The organism is Flavobacterium sp. AJR, from assembly GCF_002156885.1.
In the GTDB taxonomy this organism is placed as follows: domain Bacteria; phylum Bacteroidota; class Bacteroidia; order Flavobacteriales; family Flavobacteriaceae; genus Flavobacterium.
The window spans coordinates 25,923-45,406 of record NZ_NCWQ01000003.1; the positions used below are offsets into that span (position 1 = coordinate 25,923).

Genomic DNA, 19,484 nt, shown 5'->3' on the forward strand with positions numbered 1-19,484 from the left:
CTTAATGAGTTATATAGTTAACTTTTGTGCTTGAAGTACTCATTTGACTATCTTTAGAACTTAAACTATCAAAGTATTGTTACAATGGTTTATATAAATTACTAAAATTATTTTAACCATATAAGGGGTTTAAGTAAATATAAGCGTAAAACTTAAATGGACTTACATTACTTATATGGTTGGCTTTTTTATTATATTCTTAAATGAATATGGTATCTTGAAAGGTTCATCTTAAATTTATTGGATTGAGCTTTGTAACTCAATAACCTTAATTAAAAAACTAAATAGTATAATGACTAAAAATATCTCCGAAAAAGCATTTGAATCATTTAATTGGCTCGACATAAAAGGACCTACTGAAACACAATTAGAAGATGTTGCTAAAAAGTTTGATCTAGAGGTTTTTCCAGTCAAAGATTCGGTGGAGCATGGGCATTTACCTAAAATAGAAAAGATTAAAAACTTTGATTTTATCATTTTAAGGGCTTATACGGCAAATGAGTTTGATAACAATTCTACAGTAGAAGAACTGTCAAATAAAGTTGCTTTTTTTTATAATGAGAAGCAATTGATTACGATTCATAGAACAGCATTTCCTTTTTTGGAAGATATTCACAAATCAGATTTTAAGTTTAAATCGGTTTACGAATTACTTATTCATATTTTTAAAGAAATCGTACAAACTTATAATGTACCCTCGCAATGGCAAACGGATCAGGTCGATGAAGTTGAGAAAACGATCTTCCTGAAAAAGGAAAACAAAATTTCGCTGGAAGATTTGTATTTCCAGAAAGCTGAAACAAGGATTAGTAAGAAGTTATTGGTGCTTACGCAAAATGTAATCAATAAGATTCATGTTCCAGACGAAAATTTATCGGCACTTGAGGATGTAAAAGATAATCTCGTTAAGCTCATCTTAGCTTATGAGGAAGCGATGGAGGATGCGATAAATTTAATGAACACTTTCTTGTCTGTAACAGCGCAGAAAAATAATGATGTGGTTAAACTATTAACAGTTTTCTCTGCTTTTTTCTTGCCTTTAACCTTTTTAGTTGGGGTTTATGGGATGAATTTTAAATTTATGCCAGAATTGGAGTGGAAATATGGTTATTTGTACGCAATTATTTTTATGTTTGTCATGTGTGTTTTTATTTATATCTGGTTTAAAAAGAAAAACATTATGTAACCACACGTAATAAAATTTTAATAGATAGATAAATTCAAATATATTTACATAAAAAAATATAACAATTTCTAACCAAAAAGTTACAATGATAACAATAGCAGAGCAATTCGGAATGAAAGACGCATTGGCGCAATTGGGTATAAAAGCCATAAACGAAGGAACATCTACCGGAATAAATAATTTTTCTTCAGGTGATATTCTTGAAAGCTTTTCGCCAGTAGACGGAAAATTAATAGCATCGGTAAAAACATCTACAGCTGCCGATTACGAAAAAGTAATGCAAACAGCGACTGAGGCATTTAAGACATTTAGACTTATGCCAGCGCCACAACGTGGAGAAATCGTACGTCAGTTTGGAGAAAAATTACGTCAGAATAAAGAAGCTTTAGGTAAATTGGTTTCTTACGAAATGGGGAAATCATTACAAGAAGGATATGGTGAAGTTCAGGAGATGATTGATATTTGTGATTTTGCAGTAGGATTATCACGTCAGCTTCACGGATTAACAATGCATTCAGAGCGTCCAGGACACCGTATGTATGAGCAATACCACCCAATGGGAATTGTTGGAATTATTTCGGCATTTAATTTCCCAGTGGCAGTTTGGTCATGGAACACGGCTTTGGCTTGGATTTGCGGAGATGTTTGCGTTTGGAAACCATCAGAGAAAACACCTCTTTGTGGTATTGCTTGCCAGAATATAATTGCTCAGGTAATTAAAGAGAATAATCTTCCAGAAGGGATTTCTTGTTTAATTAATGGTGATTATAAAGTAGGAGAGTTAATGACTGCAGATAAACGTATTCCTTTAGTATCAGCTACAGGTTCTACTCGTATGGGTAAAATCGTAGCACAAACAGTTGCAGGACGTTTAGGTAAATCATTATTAGAATTAGGAGGAAATAATGCAATCATTGTTACTCCGGATGCAGATATTAAAATGACTGTGATTGGTGCTGTTTTTGGAGCAGTAGGAACTGCAGGACAACGTTGTACATCTACACGTCGTTTAATTATTCACGAAAGTATTTATGACAAAGTAAAAGATGCAATTGTTTCGGCTTACAAACAATTACGTATCGGAAATCCTTTGGACGAAAATAACCATGTTGGTCCGCTAATCGATACTCACGCGGTAGCGATGTATGCAAATGCTTTAACAAAAGTTGTTGCCGAAGGAGGTAAAATCCTTGTAGAAGGTGGCGTACTTTCTGGAGAAGGTTACGAAAGTGGATGTTATGTAAAACCAGCTATTGCTGAAGCTGAAAATTCATTTGAAATTGTACAACACGAGACATTTGCTCCAGTTTTATATTTGATTAAATATAGTGGAACTGTAGAAAATGCTGTTGATATACAAAATGGAGTTGCTCAAGGTTTATCTTCTGCAATTATGACTAATAATTTGCGTGAAGCAGAGTATTTCTTATCTGTAGTAGGTTCAGATTGCGGAATTGCAAACGTAAACATCGGAACTTCGGGCGCAGAAATCGGTGGAGCCTTTGGTGGTGAAAAAGAAACTGGTGGAGGTCGTGAATCAGGTTCTGATGCTTGGAAAATATATATGCGTCGCCAAACCAATACGATCAATTATACTACAAGTTTGCCATTGGCACAAGGAATCAAATTTGATTTGTAAGATTAGAATCATTTATATAAAAACCGCTTTTTTCCATATTATTTGGAAGAAGCGGTTTTTTTTATTGCATAATTTATAGTGTTTTATTTAAATTCGCATTTAAGTATGAAATTTTTTGTTATTTCTGATGCTATTTTGGGTAAATAGTAGCAGAAATAATAATAGAGTAACCAAATAATATTTTGAAAAATTATTAAAATGAGTTTGATTTTTTTAGCAGGGCTTACTCCTTATGGATATGGGTTTTTAGGAATATTGGCATTGTCTTTTTTAATTGCTTATATGTGGCTTAAGTCATCGGGAAAAAAAGAAAAGATGGGATGTCTCTCCGTCGGGTTAACAGCTCTTGTTATTTGGTTTGCTTTAATGTTTCCTGCTTCTATATCTTTTTCGATTATAGAGAATGGGGCAAAAATTGCACAGATAGGAGTGGCTGTTTTTTGGTCAGTACTTTTAGTTTTGGCAGCATTCATTGTATTCAGCAAGAATAGAACGAGAGTTAAAAAAGTGCTTCTTACGATTTTTAAATACGTTTTGTTTTTAATAGTGCTCGGATTGTTTTTAACGATGGTTGGCGGCTTAGCTTATTTTGTTTATTTAAGGCTTTTTACTCATGAAAAAGATGATTCTCCTATTTGGGTTGCTTTTTTATGTATCTTTTTCTTGGCATCACTTATTTTGGCCGCTATTGGCCTTGTGATTCAAACTAAAGAAGGTAAGAAAAAAGAAAAGACCACTTTTTATAAATTAGAAGAAGCAAAGCTAAAACCCGATATGGTAGTGGAGTTAAATTTAGCTAATGCCAAAATAGATGAATTTCCCGTAGCGATTTTACAATTTAAAAATATTAAGTTTCTGACTTTAAGTAATAATAATATTAGTGAAATCCCCAACGAAGTAAATAAATTGCAGCAATTAATAGGTTTGGATCTAAGTGGTAATCCTATTTCTGATGTAGAAAGAAATAAGATTCGAAGGTTACTTGCTAATCAGGTCGAAATAGTGTTTTAATAACTTCTAAATATTGATAACCCTTTTTTAAATTCTAATAATGAACGAATTCTTTGCCTTTTTTGAGCAGAATAAACTAGATGGAGGAATGGTAGTATTCCTGATGTTCTTCAGTCTTGGTATTGCTTTGTTTCAAACTATAATTCTCTCTGGGTTATATAATTTAAAGTTCCCAAGTTGGTTGTTTTTTGTTTTATGTCCATTGTTTATTGGCTTGAGCTTTCTGGTAGATTCCAAATATGCTCTTATGGTTTTCTTCTTCTTATTTGCATCTGTTTTTATACTCGGAATTGTCGGTATGTTTTATTCCGGAATTAGAAGTAGTAAAAGTGAAAAAGCAGAAAGAGAAAAATTTAATGCAAAACACAACATCCAGAAAACACCTTTAGGCAAGAAACTATTGGGCTTGCTTATGATGCTTGGAGTTATTGGAGGATTTTTTTGGTTGCTTTATATAGAGAAACTACAGTTTCTTTTCTTTATTATTCCAGGGCTTATTTTTATAAAAATTATTTTTTTTCCGAGTAACAAAAGTAAGTTTCTTAAACTTCAGGCAGTCTTACCAACTTCTAAAATGAATGCTATTGCTATGGGATTAGTTGAAGTTGAGGGCGATTTAGAAGAAATTGAACCTATCATTTCACCTTATTTCAGTAAACCTTGCATAGGATATTATTATACTATCGAAGAAGAAGGTCCGGCAGATGATGATGGTAAAAGATCTTATAGAACTATTTTTACCGAACTAAAAACGGGTAATTTTAAAATAAAAGACGAAACGGGAAGTGTTACTGTAAATGGAGAAGGATTAGAATTCTATTTTGATAGAGTCGATAGGCAAGAGGGAGGTAAAAAGAGATATTCTGAAACCTATTTAAAACACGATGATTATATGTTGCTTATTGGTTATGCCGATTCTGATAATGGGAATGTTATTCTCAGAAAAGGAGATTCTAATGGTATTTTTGGTGTTGCAATTCCTCAAAGCATCTCATTTAGGAATAAGTACCAACCATTGTTAGTCTCATTCTTAACCACTTTATTTTTTATCACACTTATACTTATCTATATCATTTTAAACTAAACAAATTATGTCAGCACAAAACATTGCTTTAATCGTAGGGTTAATTCTGGTAATTATATTACTTAACTTTTTTATAGGTACATATAATAAACTGGTTATGCTTAAGAATAACTTCGAAAAAGCTTTTAGGAATATAGATGTTATTTTGATGCAAAGAGCAGAAGAAGTTCCCGAATTGGTTAAAGTTGCTTCTAAGTTTATGGAACATGAAACCGCTATGTTAACTAATTTGACTAAGCTTCGTACTGATTTCTTAAATTCTAAAACAGTCGACGAAAAGATTGAAAACGCCAATGAGTTTTCTAAATCATTGAAAACCTTATTTGCCGTTTCAGAAAATTATCCAACATTAGCTTCTAATTCAAATTTTCTGGAATTACAAAGACGAGTTTCTCAGATGGAAGATAAAATCGCCGATAGAAGGGAGTTTTTTAACGATAGTGTCAATCTTTATAATATCGGAATTCAGGAATTCCCTAATCTTATTTTGGCAAAAATATTAGGATATCATACACAAACGTTATTTGAAGTTTCAACAGAAGAAAAAGCATATAATGGGATTCAATTTTAATACATTCTTCGGTTATGAAACCGAAATCAATAAAGCACATGATTTAGTGTTAATCTACGGGTTTGCTGTTCTAATATTTGGTATTTTAGGATTAAGTATTATTGCAATCATATTTAGAAAGATTGGTTTAACTGCTATTATTAGTTATTTTATATCACCACTAATATTGTGTTTAGGACTAACATTGTTAATCTCGATATTACCAACAATTATTTTTTGTGTAGTAGCATCAGATATTTCAGGTGTGCAGCTAATTTACAGTTGGATAACAATCTTTTCAGGGATGTTATTCTTTGTAGTGTTTAACCTTAGTACGATTAAAAAGTTTGTAAAAGAGTTCGGTAAATTAACAGAACAGCAGGAATTTAGAAATAGAAACAGATAATGCAACATAATTGCTATTTGGGGTTAAGTAATTTAATTAATGCATTTTACCCAAATTAGCGCTAATTTTTTAAATAAATTGATCTTGATTTGTGAAATTCGCATTAAAAATACTTTTCGCAACACGGTTGCAATAATAAAAGGCTTCCGATTTTCGGAAGCCTTTTATTTTAAAGCAGTAATTGGTTTTGGTTATTTCTTAATTATTATTTGGTTTAATATGCCTTCTGTTGTTTGTAGTTTTACCAAATAATTTCCAGGAATTAGATGGCTCATATCTATAGTTTCAATACGTTTTTCAGTAGTTTTTACTATTGAACCGTTCATGCTGTAAATCGTTACTTTCTCTATATTTTGATTTGGGTTTGATATGCGTAAATAATCAGTTACCGGATTAGGGTACAACATTAATTTTGTTGGCATGATTTCTTCCTCAATACGTAATGTCGTTTTGTATTCAGTACTTATATAGAATAAGTTTGTGGTATCGCCTTTGGTAATAGTATTGTTTCCTGCCGGTACCGAGATGGTAACAATTCCTGCTACTGCGGTATAATTTAAACCGTTTACTTTTACCTTTCCAGCAAATGTATTGTCGAACACTAAGGTTAATGTCGATTCACTTGTTGTGGTATAAGTGATAGATGTACTCGATTCCATTTTTAAACGTGCTGTTAGTGATAAACCAGAATAGGTTACAGATCCTTCAGTTGAGTTCATGTTTCCTATAATCGTATAGAAAGCATTTACTTTTGCATCGGTAGTAAAATTATGTGTTTTATCTGCAGGACCGCTGCCATTGGTAGAAACCGTTATTGTTCCTGAGCCAGTGGCAGGTGTTCCTACAGCACCAGTAGTAGTAATAGAATAGGATAACGTAGCACTTGGTGTACCAGTTATTGTAATTGTTTTGGCAATTGAGTTTTTTGTATACGTAATTCCAGATGCAGGTAATCCTGTTACAGTTGCATCTGTAGCATCTCCACCCCAAGTAAACACAATCGCGTTAATTGCTGATCCAGTAGCAACAGTTTGATCATTGTTTCCAGTTGATGTTAGTGTATGAGAAGTTATTGGTATGTTGTTTTCTCCTTGTACTGCTACTAAACTTGTTTTGTAAGCTACCAGAGCGGCTTTTAATGGTGCATTTACCAAAGATTCGGCATCATCTACAGCATTGTTAAAAGTCCATTTAAAATCACCTCCAGAAATACGCCCTGCATATTGCATAACATTAATTTTGGCAACTTCGGGACTATCTGGTGTATAAGGATACATTACAGCTGTATCAGTATCGAAGTTATTGTATGTTTTAGCACCTTTTTTAGAAACAATAGTATTGCTCACTAATTCATTTCTTGTTGATGCGACATAAGCATCAAATTCTATTGGAAAATTGGTAGCATCATACGCGACAAAGCGTGTTTCGCCACTCATGGTATTGTTATAGGCTTTTATTGTTCCCCCATCTTCTTTAGAGAAAGTTCCTAAAGCACCATTATAAACATCTGTACCTTGCATAGAGGTAAGCATTGGATATTTACAGTTACGGAAAAAGTTGTTCTCAACAAATACAGAGGAACTCATAGTCGATCCTACACCATATTTTGCATTACCATCATAATAGTTATTATATACATGAGCTGAATAAAAACGCACACGCGGATGACGTGAATCGGAGTGATCATACCAGTTGTGATGATACGTGATGTATAATCCTGTTGTAGTATTCTCGCTTAAACCCAAAAGATTAGATTTTCCAGAATCCCAAAAATGATTATAAGAGAATGTGATATAAGTTGATTTCTTGCAATCCAGAGCGCCATCACCTTTTATTTGATCGGCATCACCACCTGCATTTCCATAAAAGAAATCACAATTATGTACCCAAACATAGTCATTGTCTTGTTGTAAGCCTATATTGTCACCTTCGCCACTGTCGCAGTTCATTGTGGCTATATTGCGAATTTCGATATTTGAGGCGCTTTTTATGCGAATCCCCCAGCCATCTGCTACTGCATCATCACCAATTCCTTCAAGAGTTATATAACTTGAAGCATTATTATTGTTCTCGATTACAATATCGCCAGCCAGCATATAGGCAGGGTCTGTTATTTGTCCGATTATACGAACAATTAAAGGTCGTAGATCTTTCCCTTTTTTATAACCATCCAAGATAGTTTGTAAACCTACAGAAGGACTCGGAGTTGCACCAGTTACTGCTAGTGAAACAGTATTTTTAGTATTCTCAGTAATATATACTATTACGGCACCATTTTTTGGTGTGCCATCTGCATTATATGCTCCGGGAATACGACCGTTAGAAAAAGCAAATCCTGCACGGTCATGCGCTTTTACAGTTACTGCACTTGTTGTAGAGCCTGTGCCTTCTACTCCAGATATGACTGGCTTAATTTTTATGGTGTATGAACCAGCTTTAATTCCTGGTATGTCGGCGCGGTAATATGTTCCGTAGCTTCGGATGAGTTGTCCATCTATTTTTTGGTCGGTTACGCCCATCCCCGAATAGTATACATTATAACTTTGGGCATTAGTAACTGGTTGCCATTTTACGTAAGCAGATTCTAGCCAGCCTGAAGCTTCATTAATTGTGACTTGTTGTGCCCAAACTTGTGCAGAGACAAGTGTAATTGTCAATAAAAGTAGAAATTTTTTCATAATCATGGTTTTTAATAATGGTTTGGTAATTAATTTGTTGCAATAGGTTTGTTGTTTTAATTTAAAATGTAATCGATTACACGAAAGTAAATAAAATTTCCGTATTAATAATTATTTTATCAAAAAAATACGCATTGCGTAAAAAAAACCGTATTTGAATATTGATTATTTATGTGTATTCTGGTTTTGTTAATTATTTTCTATTGGTATAGAATTAGTTGTCCTTTCTTCTGTGTTCAGTAGTTTTTTTGATGTTAGGTCATAAAAAAAGCAACTCAATAGGAGTTGCTTTTTATTATAAACGAATGAGGATGCATCGTTTTTCTATTTTAATAGTTTTCTTTAAATTATTTTGACTTTGTGACTTTCAACGAAAATAATAATTTACCTTTTTTAAATGATGGTTTCTCATCTGGTTTTGTTAATAGAACAACATCGTATAGTTCTATTTTGTTTTTTAGAAACTCTATTCCCATTTTTTTGTAGGTTCCATCTGTAGTTGTAAAATTTATGGATGTTATGCCTTGTGTATTGGCATCATCGCCATTAATACTAATGTAATAGTTTTTAAAATTGGCTAATCCGCTTACTTTGCCATCTTCAGTAAATTTAATTTCGGTTGTAGAAGATTTATTAGAATAGGTATTTCTTGAAAGTAATTTGTTTATTAAAATACGTACTACCGATACATTTGCTTCTTTTGCTTTCTTTACCAAAGTACTGTCAGCCTTTACGTATTCCTGTGCTTCATAGCGTTCGTCAAGAGGTAATAATACTAAATTTCCATTTTGTAAAAATGCTTTTTGAGTTTTGGTTTCGTATAAATGATTGACTAAAGTGTCGTTTTTAATTGTAGCAGTATATTTACCTCTTTCTAAATCTTCATTTAGAAAAGTAATGCTGTCTTTTAGTGTTTCTGGGATAATTATTTCTGTAACCCCATTATCAACGGTTTCAATTCCATTGTCTTCAATTATATTATCGATGAAGTCTTTAGCAACCCATGTACCTGCAAATGGATTTGATTGTTCAGATCCAGAAGCTTTATTAGAGTCTTTACAGGATAGAGTGCTAAGAGTTAAAACTCCTATCGCTGCAAAACAGAACGAATTTAGAATTAGTTTTTTCATAATTAAGATGTAAATAATTTATTACAAATGTATTTAATAATTAATAGACATATTGAAGTTTAGTCATAAAAAAAGACCATTTGAAATTTCAAATGGTCTTTTTTGTAAGTTTCTACAGTAATTATGTGTAAAAGCTTTATCTCTTGTTCTTTTACAAATTAAAAGAAGCTCCTAAGCTAAATGTGAATTGATTATTCAGGTTGTAAAATACTCTGTCATCATTTCCGTATTTTGCAATAGGAAAACCAAGTTCAGTAAATACTCCAAATCCATCAGTAAAGAAATAACGACCACCAACATGACCACCAAAATTTCTTAAACCTAAGCTTAATCCTGGGTAAACATCTAATTTTTTATCTACATTAATAACGCTTCCTAGGTTAGCATTAACTCTAACTTTAGCATCAAAACGATCTTGAAAATCTGGTTTAGTTCCATAATACTGAGTTGTACCATAAAAACCTGAATATTCGTTAACTCCTAATAAGTAATTTGAAACAAATCCGATAGAGAAATTTTCTCCAAGACCAAAATCTACAGAAGCTTGAATTCCTGATCCACCATCTTGAATGTTTGCACCGATATTTACTTTAGTGTCACCTTTACCACTAAATGCTTGTTGTGCTTGAGTTAAACCAAATGCCAATAAAAACGCAAGTGTAATAATCTTTTTCATAAAATTTATTGATTTAATTTTTTTTGCAAAACTAGGATTTTTATATCTTAATTCCTACCTTTTTCGTCAAAATAGAGTTCGTTTAAGGGTTCGCTTTGCCAAAACTCCTTAGTGTCAACGTCCATAATTGTTAATTTTCCTGTAAATGCAGCTCCAGTGTCTACATTCCAAACATTGGCTTTTTGCACAGGAACAGTTTCATGTATTCTAGTTACAGGAGTATGGCCAATATAAATCTCTTTATAGTGTTTTAATCTCTTTGGGTAAAACAAAGAATCAGTTTTCATATTCGGGTCTAGGGCAAGAGCCATTTCCCAAAGAGTTCTGTCCCAATAAAAGGCTTCACTAGAATATTCATAGGTTACTCCATTCATATTGGTAAAACCAGCATGAACAAATAATCTGTTTTTGGAGTCTAAATAGTAATTCTGTAATGATTCAAAAAAGGCAACATGTATTTCTTTATGGCTGTTACTTATTGCTTCGTATGCAAGTACAGTTGCTTCGCCTCCGTGATGGTGCCATAATTCATTGTCTATACCATCTCTCATCCATTGTTGTAGTAAATCATCATGATTGCCACGAATACAAATGCAGTTTTGTTTTTGTCTCAGGTCTATTAAAAAATCAATTACTTGTGGCGACTGGCTCCAACCGTCTACATAATCACCCAAGAAAATCAAGGTGTCTTTGTCTGTTACAGCGGCTCTTTCCATGACTTGTTGCAAAGCCCTCAAGCCACCATGTATATCGCCAATAACGAATGTTCTCATTTTAATATTTTGTAATGTACTTACAAAAATAGCAGAAATTGATTTGGTATTTACTTATTCACTTGTTAATGTTTGTTATTATTACAAAAATCTTAGTTTATTTAATTAGCCTATTTATTACGTTCCTCAGGATTGTTTTGGTTTACCAGACTATAGATAAAATTTAACGTATTTATCGAATTTTTTTGGTGTCATTTGAATCTGTTATAACAGTTTCCTGTCTAAATTTGTAGCATGTCTGAACTGCCTACATATCGAAAGATTATCCATATAGATATGGATGCATTTTATGCTTCGGTAGAGCAAATGGATAACCCTTTTTTAAGAGGGAAACCCCTTGCCGTTGGTGGCTCAGAGAATCGAGGTGTAGTATCTGCAGCGAGTTACGAAGCTCGTAAATTTGGTGTTCGTAGTGCAATTAGCGGAGTTCTTGCCAAGAAATATTGTCCAGAACTTATTTTTGTACCTCCGCGTTTTGATAGATACAAAGAGATATCAATAAAAATCCATAAAATCTTTCATGAATATACTGACTTAGTTGAGCCACTTTCGCTTGACGAGGCTTATCTTGATGTTACGGTTAACAAAAAAGGAAATCCGAGTGCTAGTTTATTGGCTCAGGAAATAAGACAGCGAATTTTTAATGAAGTCGGAATAACAGCTTCGGCTGGAATTTCGATTAATAAATTTGTAGCAAAAGTTGCTAGTGATTATAATAAACCCAATGGTCAGAAAACGGTTAATCCAGATGAGGTTGTTCCTTTTCTGGAAGAATTACCCATCAGGAAGTTTTATGGAGTAGGGAAGGTAACCACCGAAAAAATGTATCAGCTTGGTATTTTTACCGGTACAGATTTAAAAAGTAAAAGCTTAGAGTTTCTGGAAAAGCATTTCGGAAAATCGGGTACTTTCTATTATCATGTTGTACGTGGGGTTCATAATAGCGAAGTTAAAGCTGATAGAATTACAAAGTCGGTGGCAGCGGAACATACTTTTGATGTCAATCTTTCTTCGGAGATTTTTATGCTAGAACAACTAGAAAGAATTGCAACCTCATTAGAAAGACGTTTAAAAAAATATAAAGTTTCTGGTAAAACAGTTACACTTAAGATTAAGTATAGTGATTTTACTCAGCAAACCAGAAGTAAAACATTACCCTATTTTATTGCTGATAAGAGTTTGATTATGGAAACTGTAAAAGAGTTATTGTATCAGGAACGAATGAAAGATTCGGTTCGATTACTCGGAATTTCATTAAGCAATCTAAATACCGAAGAAAAGAAGGCTATTGTTGTACAGCTTAAATTTGACTTTTAAATTGATTAAACAAGCGTTAAATGCGTAATATCGCTATGATAGATGTTGTTTTCAATATACCTTTGATTAAAATTTTTGTTTATGTTTAATTTAGATGCCTATGATACCGCAATTGCAAAATACCATCGAGAGATGAATTGCAACGGGATTCCTGTGATTTCATGGGATTTTCATCATGGTTTTTTAAATGATTTAAAAGCTAATTATTCAGATTGGCAAAGAGTAAACAATATCTCCAATCAATTTAATTGGGATGAATCCGAATTTGATGTTTTAGAACGATTGAAGGAGGAAGTTGTTGTAATTACCGATCTAGAGCTGAAGATCGTTTTTGCTTCGAGCCGAATCGTAAACATGACAGGATATACTGAAGTTGAGGTTCTGGGTAAAACACCAAAAATGTTTCAAGGGCCTGAAACCTGTTCACAAACCACAAATGAAATTAGGGTAGCTATCGATTCTGAAGAAACTTTTGAAAAGACTATTCTTAATTATAAAAAGAATGGAGAAACGTACTTTTGTACTATAAATGCTTTCCCTGTTTTTAATGTAAAGGGAAAACTATCTCATTTTATTGCTTTTGAGAAAGCAGCATAAAAAAAGCCTTTTTGATTTTCAAAAAGGCTTTTTTTATAAGTATAGAAAGGATTAGTTTCTGTTATTTAATTTAGATAACAATCTTAGGAATTCGATATACAACCAAACAAGAGTAATCATTAATCCCATTGCACCGTACCATTCCATGAATTTTGGCATTTTTTGTTGAACACCTTCTTCGATTCTGTCAAAATCTAAAAATAGGTTTAAAGCAGCAATAACGATTACAAAAACACTAATACCAATACTCATCATAGAGTTACCGTGATGAACAGGAGTAAAGCTTGTAAACATCGAAACTATCCAAGAAATTAAATAGTAAGTTGCAATTGCCAGTGTAGCTGCCATAACAACCGATTTGAATTGCTCAGTTACTTTTACGATTTTGAATTTATATAAACCAAGACAAACCATAAATGTTACAAATGTAGCACCAACAGCCTGAATTACGATACCAGGATACATTGCTTCAAAAATTGCGGATATTCCACCAATAAATAAACCTTCGAACAAGGCATAACCTGGAGCTAAGTATGGAGAAAGTTGCGGTTTGAATGCAGCGACTACTACTAAAATTAATCCAACGATAGCTCCACCAATAGTAGGAAGCATAGGGTTGATTCCGTTAAAAGACATCCACCAAGTAATCATTGCTGTAGCAGTAAGCAATAAAAATAAGATAAGAGTTTTGTTGATAGTACCAGACAATGTCATTTCGTTACCGTAATCGATAATTTTTGCTTGGTGAACATTGTCACTTTTTGCAGCAACCGATGTTGGAGAAAAACGTTTGTTACTTAAAAACGGATTGTTTGAGTTGAAAGCCATAATATATTTTGATTTTAAAACGTACCAAATATAACGCATATTTTCATAATTGCTCCAATCCCTATATATATTTTAACAATTGGATTATGGCTTTTTTATACTGACAAGAGATTTATTAAGGACATCTTATTTATGAATAACCTCCTGCTTTAGTTAGAGAAATATGTGCAAAACGAGTATTGACTTTAGCCAAACCGTCTTCTTCTTTTGGCTAAAGCCAGGTTTATTATCAATTCATTAAACCTGTGGCTAAAGCACAATGTCATTAAGTGAGCTAATCATGATTAATTATTTTCTCGCAAAGTCGCAAAAGCGCAAAGATTTTAGGTGTAAACTTGGCGACTTTGCGAGAGATTTATTCGGCACAGTATTAAAGGTTATGTCTTAACTTAATGACATTGAGCTAAAGCAAGAGACAATTCAATTTATATAGTCATAAAAAATCTACGGTATTAACCGGAACTATAATAGATAAAAGCTAACCATAACCCGTTGGGTGTAATTCGTAAAAATTTCATTTAACACATAGAAATATAGATTTTATGTGTAAAAAGAACACAAAAAGAAATACATTTCTTTCACATAGCTTAGCTATGTGCATTTAAAATAAGTGAAACGACTTCTTTGAGAATACAAAGCCTATGTTTCTATGTGTTAAAATTAATTACACCCAACGGGTTAACCATATAGGTTATGTAAGTTCATTTAAGAAGAGTAGCAAAAACTCATATTCTCTTAAATGACTTATATGGTTAAAACTAAAAAAAGCCACCAAGTTTAAAACTTGATGGCTTGTATTTTTATGTAAGTCTATTTAGTTCAAAAGGTCTAAAACCAAAGAAGGGAACAAACCGATAACAATGTTTAATAGTATAGAAACTACTGCAACAGCATATATAAGGAAAGGTCTTCCGGTACGAGTTTCATTTGGTTCTTTAGTGTACATCGCTAAGATTAATTTGAAGTAGTAACCAACACTAATAATAGAGTTAACCACTGCAACAATTACTAGTGCAATATATCCAGCTTGTATTGCTTGATTAAACAAGAATAACTTAGCAAAGAAACCTGCAAAAATCGGAATACCCGCCATAGATAAAAGCGAAGCTGTAAGGATTGCTGCTAATAATGGATTCGTTTTTCCTAAACCATGAAAATTGGTAATATCCTCGTTATCTTGATTTTTGCAAACATATAAGATTACGCTAAAAGCTGCGATTCCAGCCAATGCATAAGCAGTTGTGTAATATAAAAGAGTTCCTGCAGAAGTAGCCAAAGTTAATAAAGTCATTAACATGAAACCTGCATGCGAAATACCTGAATAAGCAAGCATACGTTTTACGTTTACTTGACGCAATGCCATAATGTTACCAACAGTCATAGATAACATAGAAACAATCACGATTACGATTACATAACTTTCAGAAAGTTCAGCATTTAATATCGTTAATAGTTTGTATAAAGTAGCAATAGCAACAACTTTAGCCAAAGTACTCATTAAAGCAGTTGTTAAAGCAGGAGAACCTTCGTAAACATCTGGAGCCCAAAAGTGGAAAGGAACAGCAGCAACTTTAAACAACATACCAACAGTTAATAAAACAATCCCGATTGGAAACCAAATTGGCAATTCAGCAGATTGAGATAAATCACTAATTTCAATTACATCAAAACTTCCCATAGCTCCGTAAATCAAACAGATTCCGAATAAGATAATTCCAGAAGCAAAAGAACCCATTAGGAAATATTTCATTCCGGCTTCATTACTTTTTATTTTCGTTCTGTCGCTAGCGGCTAATACGTATAAAGCAATAGATAATACTTCGATTCCTAAAAAGAACATCGCTAAGTTTCCGAAAGAAACCATTGCAACAGCTCCTGCCAATAAGAATATTTTTATAGCTACATAATCAGAAATTTTAGTTTGATGATCTTCGTAGAAATTGTAACTCAAAGCCACTAAAAAAATCGTTAAAACAATAAACAAAGATGAAAACGCCGTAGAGTATTTACTCACCGCAATCATGTTATTGTAATAACTCTCGGTTAAACCGAACTCTGAATAGTTTATTGCCAAAACGCCTAATAAACCAATTATAGTTACTGGAATAATGGCTTTTCTTAAATTAAGAATTTCAAACAGTAGGCAAAAAACACCCAATCCTATTATAGCTATTAATGTATTCATTTTTGTTTTTTTGATTTAGGAATCTAAAACTAATGATGCCCTAATTTATTTTTATTTAAAATATGTTATTTATTCTTTACCAGCTTAGTTTCTGTGTATAACTTTTAAAATTACATCTAAACTTGGAGAAATTAAATCTGTAATTGGTTTTGGATACAATCCAAAAAAGAATAATACAGCAATAATTGCAACAAGCGAAATTCCCTCAGAGATAGATACATCTGCAAAAGGCTTTGTATTTGTTTCTCCTAACATTACATGTTGGAACATTTTAAGCATATAGTAAGCACCAAGAATAATAGTAATTCCACCTAAAACGGCAAACCAAATATTAATTTGAGAAAGGCTATATAATACTGTGAACTCTCCAACAAAGTTAAAAGTAGATGGTAATGCAACCGATGCCAATACTAAAATTAAGAACATCGAAGTGAACTTAGGCGATTGGTAACGAATTCCACCCATTTCAGAGATAACTCTGGTTTCGTATCTTCTAAAGATGATTTCGGCAGCAAGGAACAAACCAACTACTACAAAACCGTGAGCAATCATTTGTAAAACAGATCCGCTTAAACCATCAGCAGTTAGAGTATAAGTACCTGCAGCGATTAACCCAACGTGAGCTAATGAAGAATAAGCAAGTAATTTTTTTAAGTCTTTTTGTCTTAATGCAGCAATAGAACCATAAATTACACCAGCAATCCCTAATGCAATAAATACAGTCATGTATTCTTTTGCAGGAAGTGGAGCAATTGGCAATTGCCAACGAATGATACTGTATAGTCCCATTTTAAGCATGATACCAGATAAAAGCATAGTTCCTGCAGTAGGTGCTTTTTGGTACACACTTGCTTGCCAAGTATGAAAAGGAATAAGAGGAATCTTAATAGCATAAGCTAAGAAGAAAGCCAGGAATATCCAAAGTTGCTCCGTTGCAGATAAATCCAATTCGTATAAATCAGTCAATAAGAAGCTACCAGCTTTTGTGTATAAATAAACAAATGCAACAAGCATAAATAATGAACCAGCAAGAGTGTAGATAAAGAATTTAACTACCGCTTTTTTGCGTTCTTCGGTATCACCATTACCCCAAATTAAGGCAATGAAATAAATAGGGATTAATGATAATTCCCAGAAAATATAGTATAACAAACCATCTGCGGCAAGGAAAGTCCCAACCATTGCAAATGCCATGAATAAAATTAAAGCATAGAATCCTTTTGCATTTGGGTAAGAATTCCCAAAAGAAGAAAGTATGATTATAGGAGTCAATGCCGTTGTAAGCAACAACATTGCAATACCCAATCCATCTGCATTTAATACAAATGAAATTTTAGGCTGAATAATCCATTGGCTAATATAACTGATGCTTTCGCCAAGATTATAATGATTTAACAATACAACCGAACAACCTAAAGCGGCCAAACTAAAGAACAAAGCTACTTTTGAAGCTAGTTTATCACCAACAAAATAAGTGACAAATGCACCAATTAAAAGTATAATTAATATAAGAGAAACGTTCATAGTTATTAAATTATTGAGCTAAAAATATATAAGAAACAATGGCACAAAGACCCAAAACAAAAGCAAACAAATATAGTCCGATACTTCCGCTTTGTAATTTTCTACCTTGATAACTTATCTCATTGGTTACTTTTCCTAATCCGAAAACAAGAGCTGATATACTTGTTTCTACATAATCTCTAAAGAATTTAGATAATCCATTAATAGAGCGTACAAATACAAAATCGTAAGCTTCATCAACATAATACTTGTTGTATAATACTTTTGTTACTCCAGTAATAGATTCATCTTCACCAGGAACATTATTTTGTTTGATGTATTTTAAGTATGCAATAAAAATTCCAACTAAACCACCAATTACAGCAACACCCATTAAGGTATATTCAGTAGCTCCTAAGTGATGTGCTTCGCCAGCTACTTTTGTAAAAAGCGGAGCTAAATAAGTATTCAACCAGCTATTTCCAGGTAAGCTAATCAATCCGCCAAAAGTAGCCAGGATTGCTAAAACGATTAATGGAAAAGTGATTAAAGCAGGGCTTTCGTGTAAATGACTTTTTTGATGTTCAGTTCCTCTAAAATCTTTAAAGAAAGTTAAGAACATTAATCTAAACATATAAAAAGCAGTCATGATAGATGCAACCGATGCAACAACATAAAGCGTAATATTATGATGAAAAGCAGTCAATAAAATTTCGTCTTTCGAGAAGAAACCAGAGAATAATGGAACTCCCGATATTGCTAATGAAGAAACAAGCATCGTGATAAATGTAACTGGCATAGCTTTACGCAATCCACCCATTTTACGCATATCTTGTTCACCATGTAAAGCGTGAATTACAGAACCTGAACCCAAGAATAAACAAGCTTTAAAGAAAGCGTGAGTTATTACGTGGAAAACAGCTACTTCGTAAGCACCTAATCCTAATGCTAAAAACATTAAACCTAATTGCGAAACAGTAGAGTAAGCCAATACTTTTTTAATATCATTCTGAACCAGACCAATTGTAGCAGCAACAAGAGAAGTTATTGCTCCAATAATAGCAATTAAGCTTTGAACATCTGGAGTTAAATCAAAAACAAAGTTTAATCTGGTAATCATAAAGATACCAGCAGTAACCATCGTAGCAGCGTGAATTAATGCAGAAACCGGAGTTGGTCCAGCCATCGCATCAGGCAACCATGTGTATAATGGGATTTGAGCCGATTTACCACAAGCACCAATAAATAAACAGAATGCAGCTAAAGAAAGTAACGGAACATTTAAGTCAGTCGTACTAGCAATTGCAGTTTTTATAGTTGCATAATCTAGAGAAGAGAACATAGAACCGATGATAAAAATACCAACTAATAATCCTAAATCTCCAATTCTGTTCATGATAAATGCCTTTTTAGCCGCATCATTATATTCTTGGTTTTTATACCAGAAACCGATTAGTAAGTAAGAACAAAGTCCTACACCTTCCCAACCAATGAATAATACTAATAAGTTACTTCCAACAACTAATGTAATCATGAAAAACACAAACAGATTTAAGTAAGCAAAAAACTGGTGCATTTTCTCATCATCATGCATATAGCTGATAGAGTATAAGTGAATCAAAGAACCAATACCAGTTACAAAAAGTAACCAAAGCAATGACAATTGATCTAATAAGAAACCTAAATCAACTTTGAAATTACTTATCTGAATCCATTCAAATAAAGAAATGCTGATAGGTTGTTGAGTTTGATTTATTTGAAGGAAAAAATAAATAGTTACAGCAAATGAAACAACTACAGAAAGAGTTCCTATAGCGCCAGAAACTGTCTTTCCCAGACTTTTTCCAAAGAAAACATTGATTAAAAATCCTAAAAAAGGAGCTAATACTAAAACTAAAGCTAAATTGGTATCCATTGCCAT

Annotated in this window: 16 protein-coding genes; 8 read left to right on the forward strand and 8 right to left on the reverse strand. The window is 32.9% G+C overall.

Annotated elements, in window-relative coordinates; all coding sequences use genetic code 11:
* The first annotated feature begins 292 nt into the window (after window positions 1-292).
* From B8T70_RS01305 to B8T70_RS01330, 6 genes are all read left to right on the forward strand, one after another.
* Window positions 293-1,186, forward strand: a complete 894-nt coding sequence (locus tag B8T70_RS01305) for a CorA family divalent cation transporter (protein ID WP_086893645.1) — start codon at window positions 293-295, stop codon at window positions 1,184-1,186.
* 85 nt (window positions 1,187-1,271) lie between these two features.
* Window positions 1,272-2,825 (forward strand): aldehyde dehydrogenase family protein, encoded by a 1,554-nt coding sequence (locus B8T70_RS01310; RefSeq protein ID WP_086893646.1) that lies wholly within the window; start codon window positions 1,272-1,274, stop codon window positions 2,823-2,825.
* 198 nt (window positions 2,826-3,023) lie between these two features.
* Window positions 3,024-3,836, forward strand: a complete 813-nt coding sequence (locus B8T70_RS01315) for a leucine-rich repeat domain-containing protein (protein WP_086893647.1) — start codon at window positions 3,024-3,026, stop codon at window positions 3,834-3,836.
* A gap of 40 nt (window positions 3,837-3,876) precedes the next feature.
* The gene (locus tag B8T70_RS01320; RefSeq protein ID WP_086893648.1) at window positions 3,877-4,920 is read left to right on the forward strand and encodes a hypothetical protein; all 1,044 of its coding nucleotides are present in this window, start codon (window positions 3,877-3,879) and stop codon (window positions 4,918-4,920) included.
* A gap of 7 nt (window positions 4,921-4,927) precedes the next feature.
* Window positions 4,928-5,491, forward strand: a complete 564-nt coding sequence (locus tag B8T70_RS01325; RefSeq protein ID WP_039113640.1) for a LemA family protein — start codon at window positions 4,928-4,930, stop codon at window positions 5,489-5,491.
* The gene (locus tag B8T70_RS01330; RefSeq protein WP_039113641.1) at window positions 5,475-5,876 is read left to right on the forward strand and encodes a hypothetical protein; all 402 of its coding nucleotides are present in this window, start codon (window positions 5,475-5,477) and stop codon (window positions 5,874-5,876) included. The genes B8T70_RS01325 and B8T70_RS01330 overlap by 17 nt, the downstream gene beginning before the upstream one ends.
* A 191-nt stretch (window positions 5,877-6,067) precedes the next feature.
* On the opposite strand, the gene B8T70_RS01340 is transcribed toward B8T70_RS01330, so the two are convergent.
* The 4 genes from B8T70_RS01340 to B8T70_RS01355 all read right to left on the reverse strand — a co-directional run bounded on the left by B8T70_RS01340 (window position 6,068) and on the right by B8T70_RS01355 (window position 11,133).
* Complete coding sequence (locus B8T70_RS01340) at window positions 6,068-8,554, reverse strand: T9SS type A sorting domain-containing protein (RefSeq protein ID WP_086893699.1); 2,487 nt, start codon at window positions 8,552-8,554, stop codon at window positions 6,068-6,070.
* A 347-nt stretch (window positions 8,555-8,901) separates the two neighbouring features.
* On the reverse strand, window positions 8,902-9,684 hold the full coding sequence (locus B8T70_RS01345) for a hypothetical protein (RefSeq protein ID WP_086893650.1): 783 nt from the start codon (window positions 9,682-9,684) through the stop codon (window positions 8,902-8,904).
* A 151-nt stretch (window positions 9,685-9,835) separates the two neighbouring features.
* Window positions 9,836-10,360 (reverse strand): DUF6646 family protein, encoded by a 525-nt coding sequence (locus B8T70_RS01350; protein WP_039113645.1) that lies wholly within the window; start codon window positions 10,358-10,360, stop codon window positions 9,836-9,838.
* A gap of 47 nt (window positions 10,361-10,407) precedes the next feature.
* Window positions 10,408-11,133 (reverse strand): metallophosphoesterase family protein, encoded by a 726-nt coding sequence (locus tag B8T70_RS01355; RefSeq protein WP_086893651.1) that lies wholly within the window; start codon window positions 11,131-11,133, stop codon window positions 10,408-10,410.
* 234 nt (window positions 11,134-11,367) lie between these two features.
* On the opposite strand from B8T70_RS01355, the gene dinB reads away from it, so the two are divergent.
* Window positions 11,368-12,450 (forward strand): DNA polymerase IV, encoded by a 1,083-nt coding sequence (dinB, locus tag B8T70_RS01360; RefSeq protein WP_039113648.1) that lies wholly within the window; start codon window positions 11,368-11,370, stop codon window positions 12,448-12,450.
* Window positions 12,451-12,531: 81 nt separating this feature from the next.
* A complete protein-coding gene (locus B8T70_RS01365; RefSeq protein ID WP_086893652.1) occupies window positions 12,532-13,047 on the forward strand; it encodes a PAS domain-containing protein in 516 nt (171 codons plus the stop codon).
* 51 nt (window positions 13,048-13,098) lie between these two features.
* Here B8T70_RS01365 and B8T70_RS01370 read toward each other — a convergent pair whose 3' ends face one another.
* The 4 genes from B8T70_RS01370 to nuoL form a co-directional block, all read right to left on the reverse strand.
* The gene (locus B8T70_RS01370; RefSeq protein ID WP_039113651.1) at window positions 13,099-13,875 is read right to left on the reverse strand and encodes a Bax inhibitor-1/YccA family protein; all 777 of its coding nucleotides are present in this window, start codon (window positions 13,873-13,875) and stop codon (window positions 13,099-13,101) included.
* An 814-nt stretch (window positions 13,876-14,689) separates the two neighbouring features.
* Window positions 14,690-16,060: an NADH-quinone oxidoreductase subunit N gene (locus B8T70_RS01375; RefSeq protein ID WP_039117046.1), complete on the reverse strand. Its 1,371-nt coding sequence runs from the start codon at window positions 16,058-16,060 to the stop codon at window positions 14,690-14,692.
* Window positions 16,061-16,144: 84 nt separating this feature from the next.
* On the reverse strand, window positions 16,145-17,584 hold the full coding sequence (locus B8T70_RS01380; RefSeq protein WP_086893653.1) for a NuoM family protein: 1,440 nt from the start codon (window positions 17,582-17,584) through the stop codon (window positions 16,145-16,147).
* Between the two features lie 10 nt (window positions 17,585-17,594).
* Window positions 17,595-19,478 carry an NADH-quinone oxidoreductase subunit L gene (gene nuoL, locus B8T70_RS01385; RefSeq protein ID WP_086893700.1) on the reverse strand — a complete coding sequence of 628 codons (1,884 nt, stop codon included), beginning with the start codon at window positions 19,476-19,478 and terminating at the stop codon, window positions 17,595-17,597.
* Window positions 19,479-19,484: the final 6 nt, after the last annotated feature.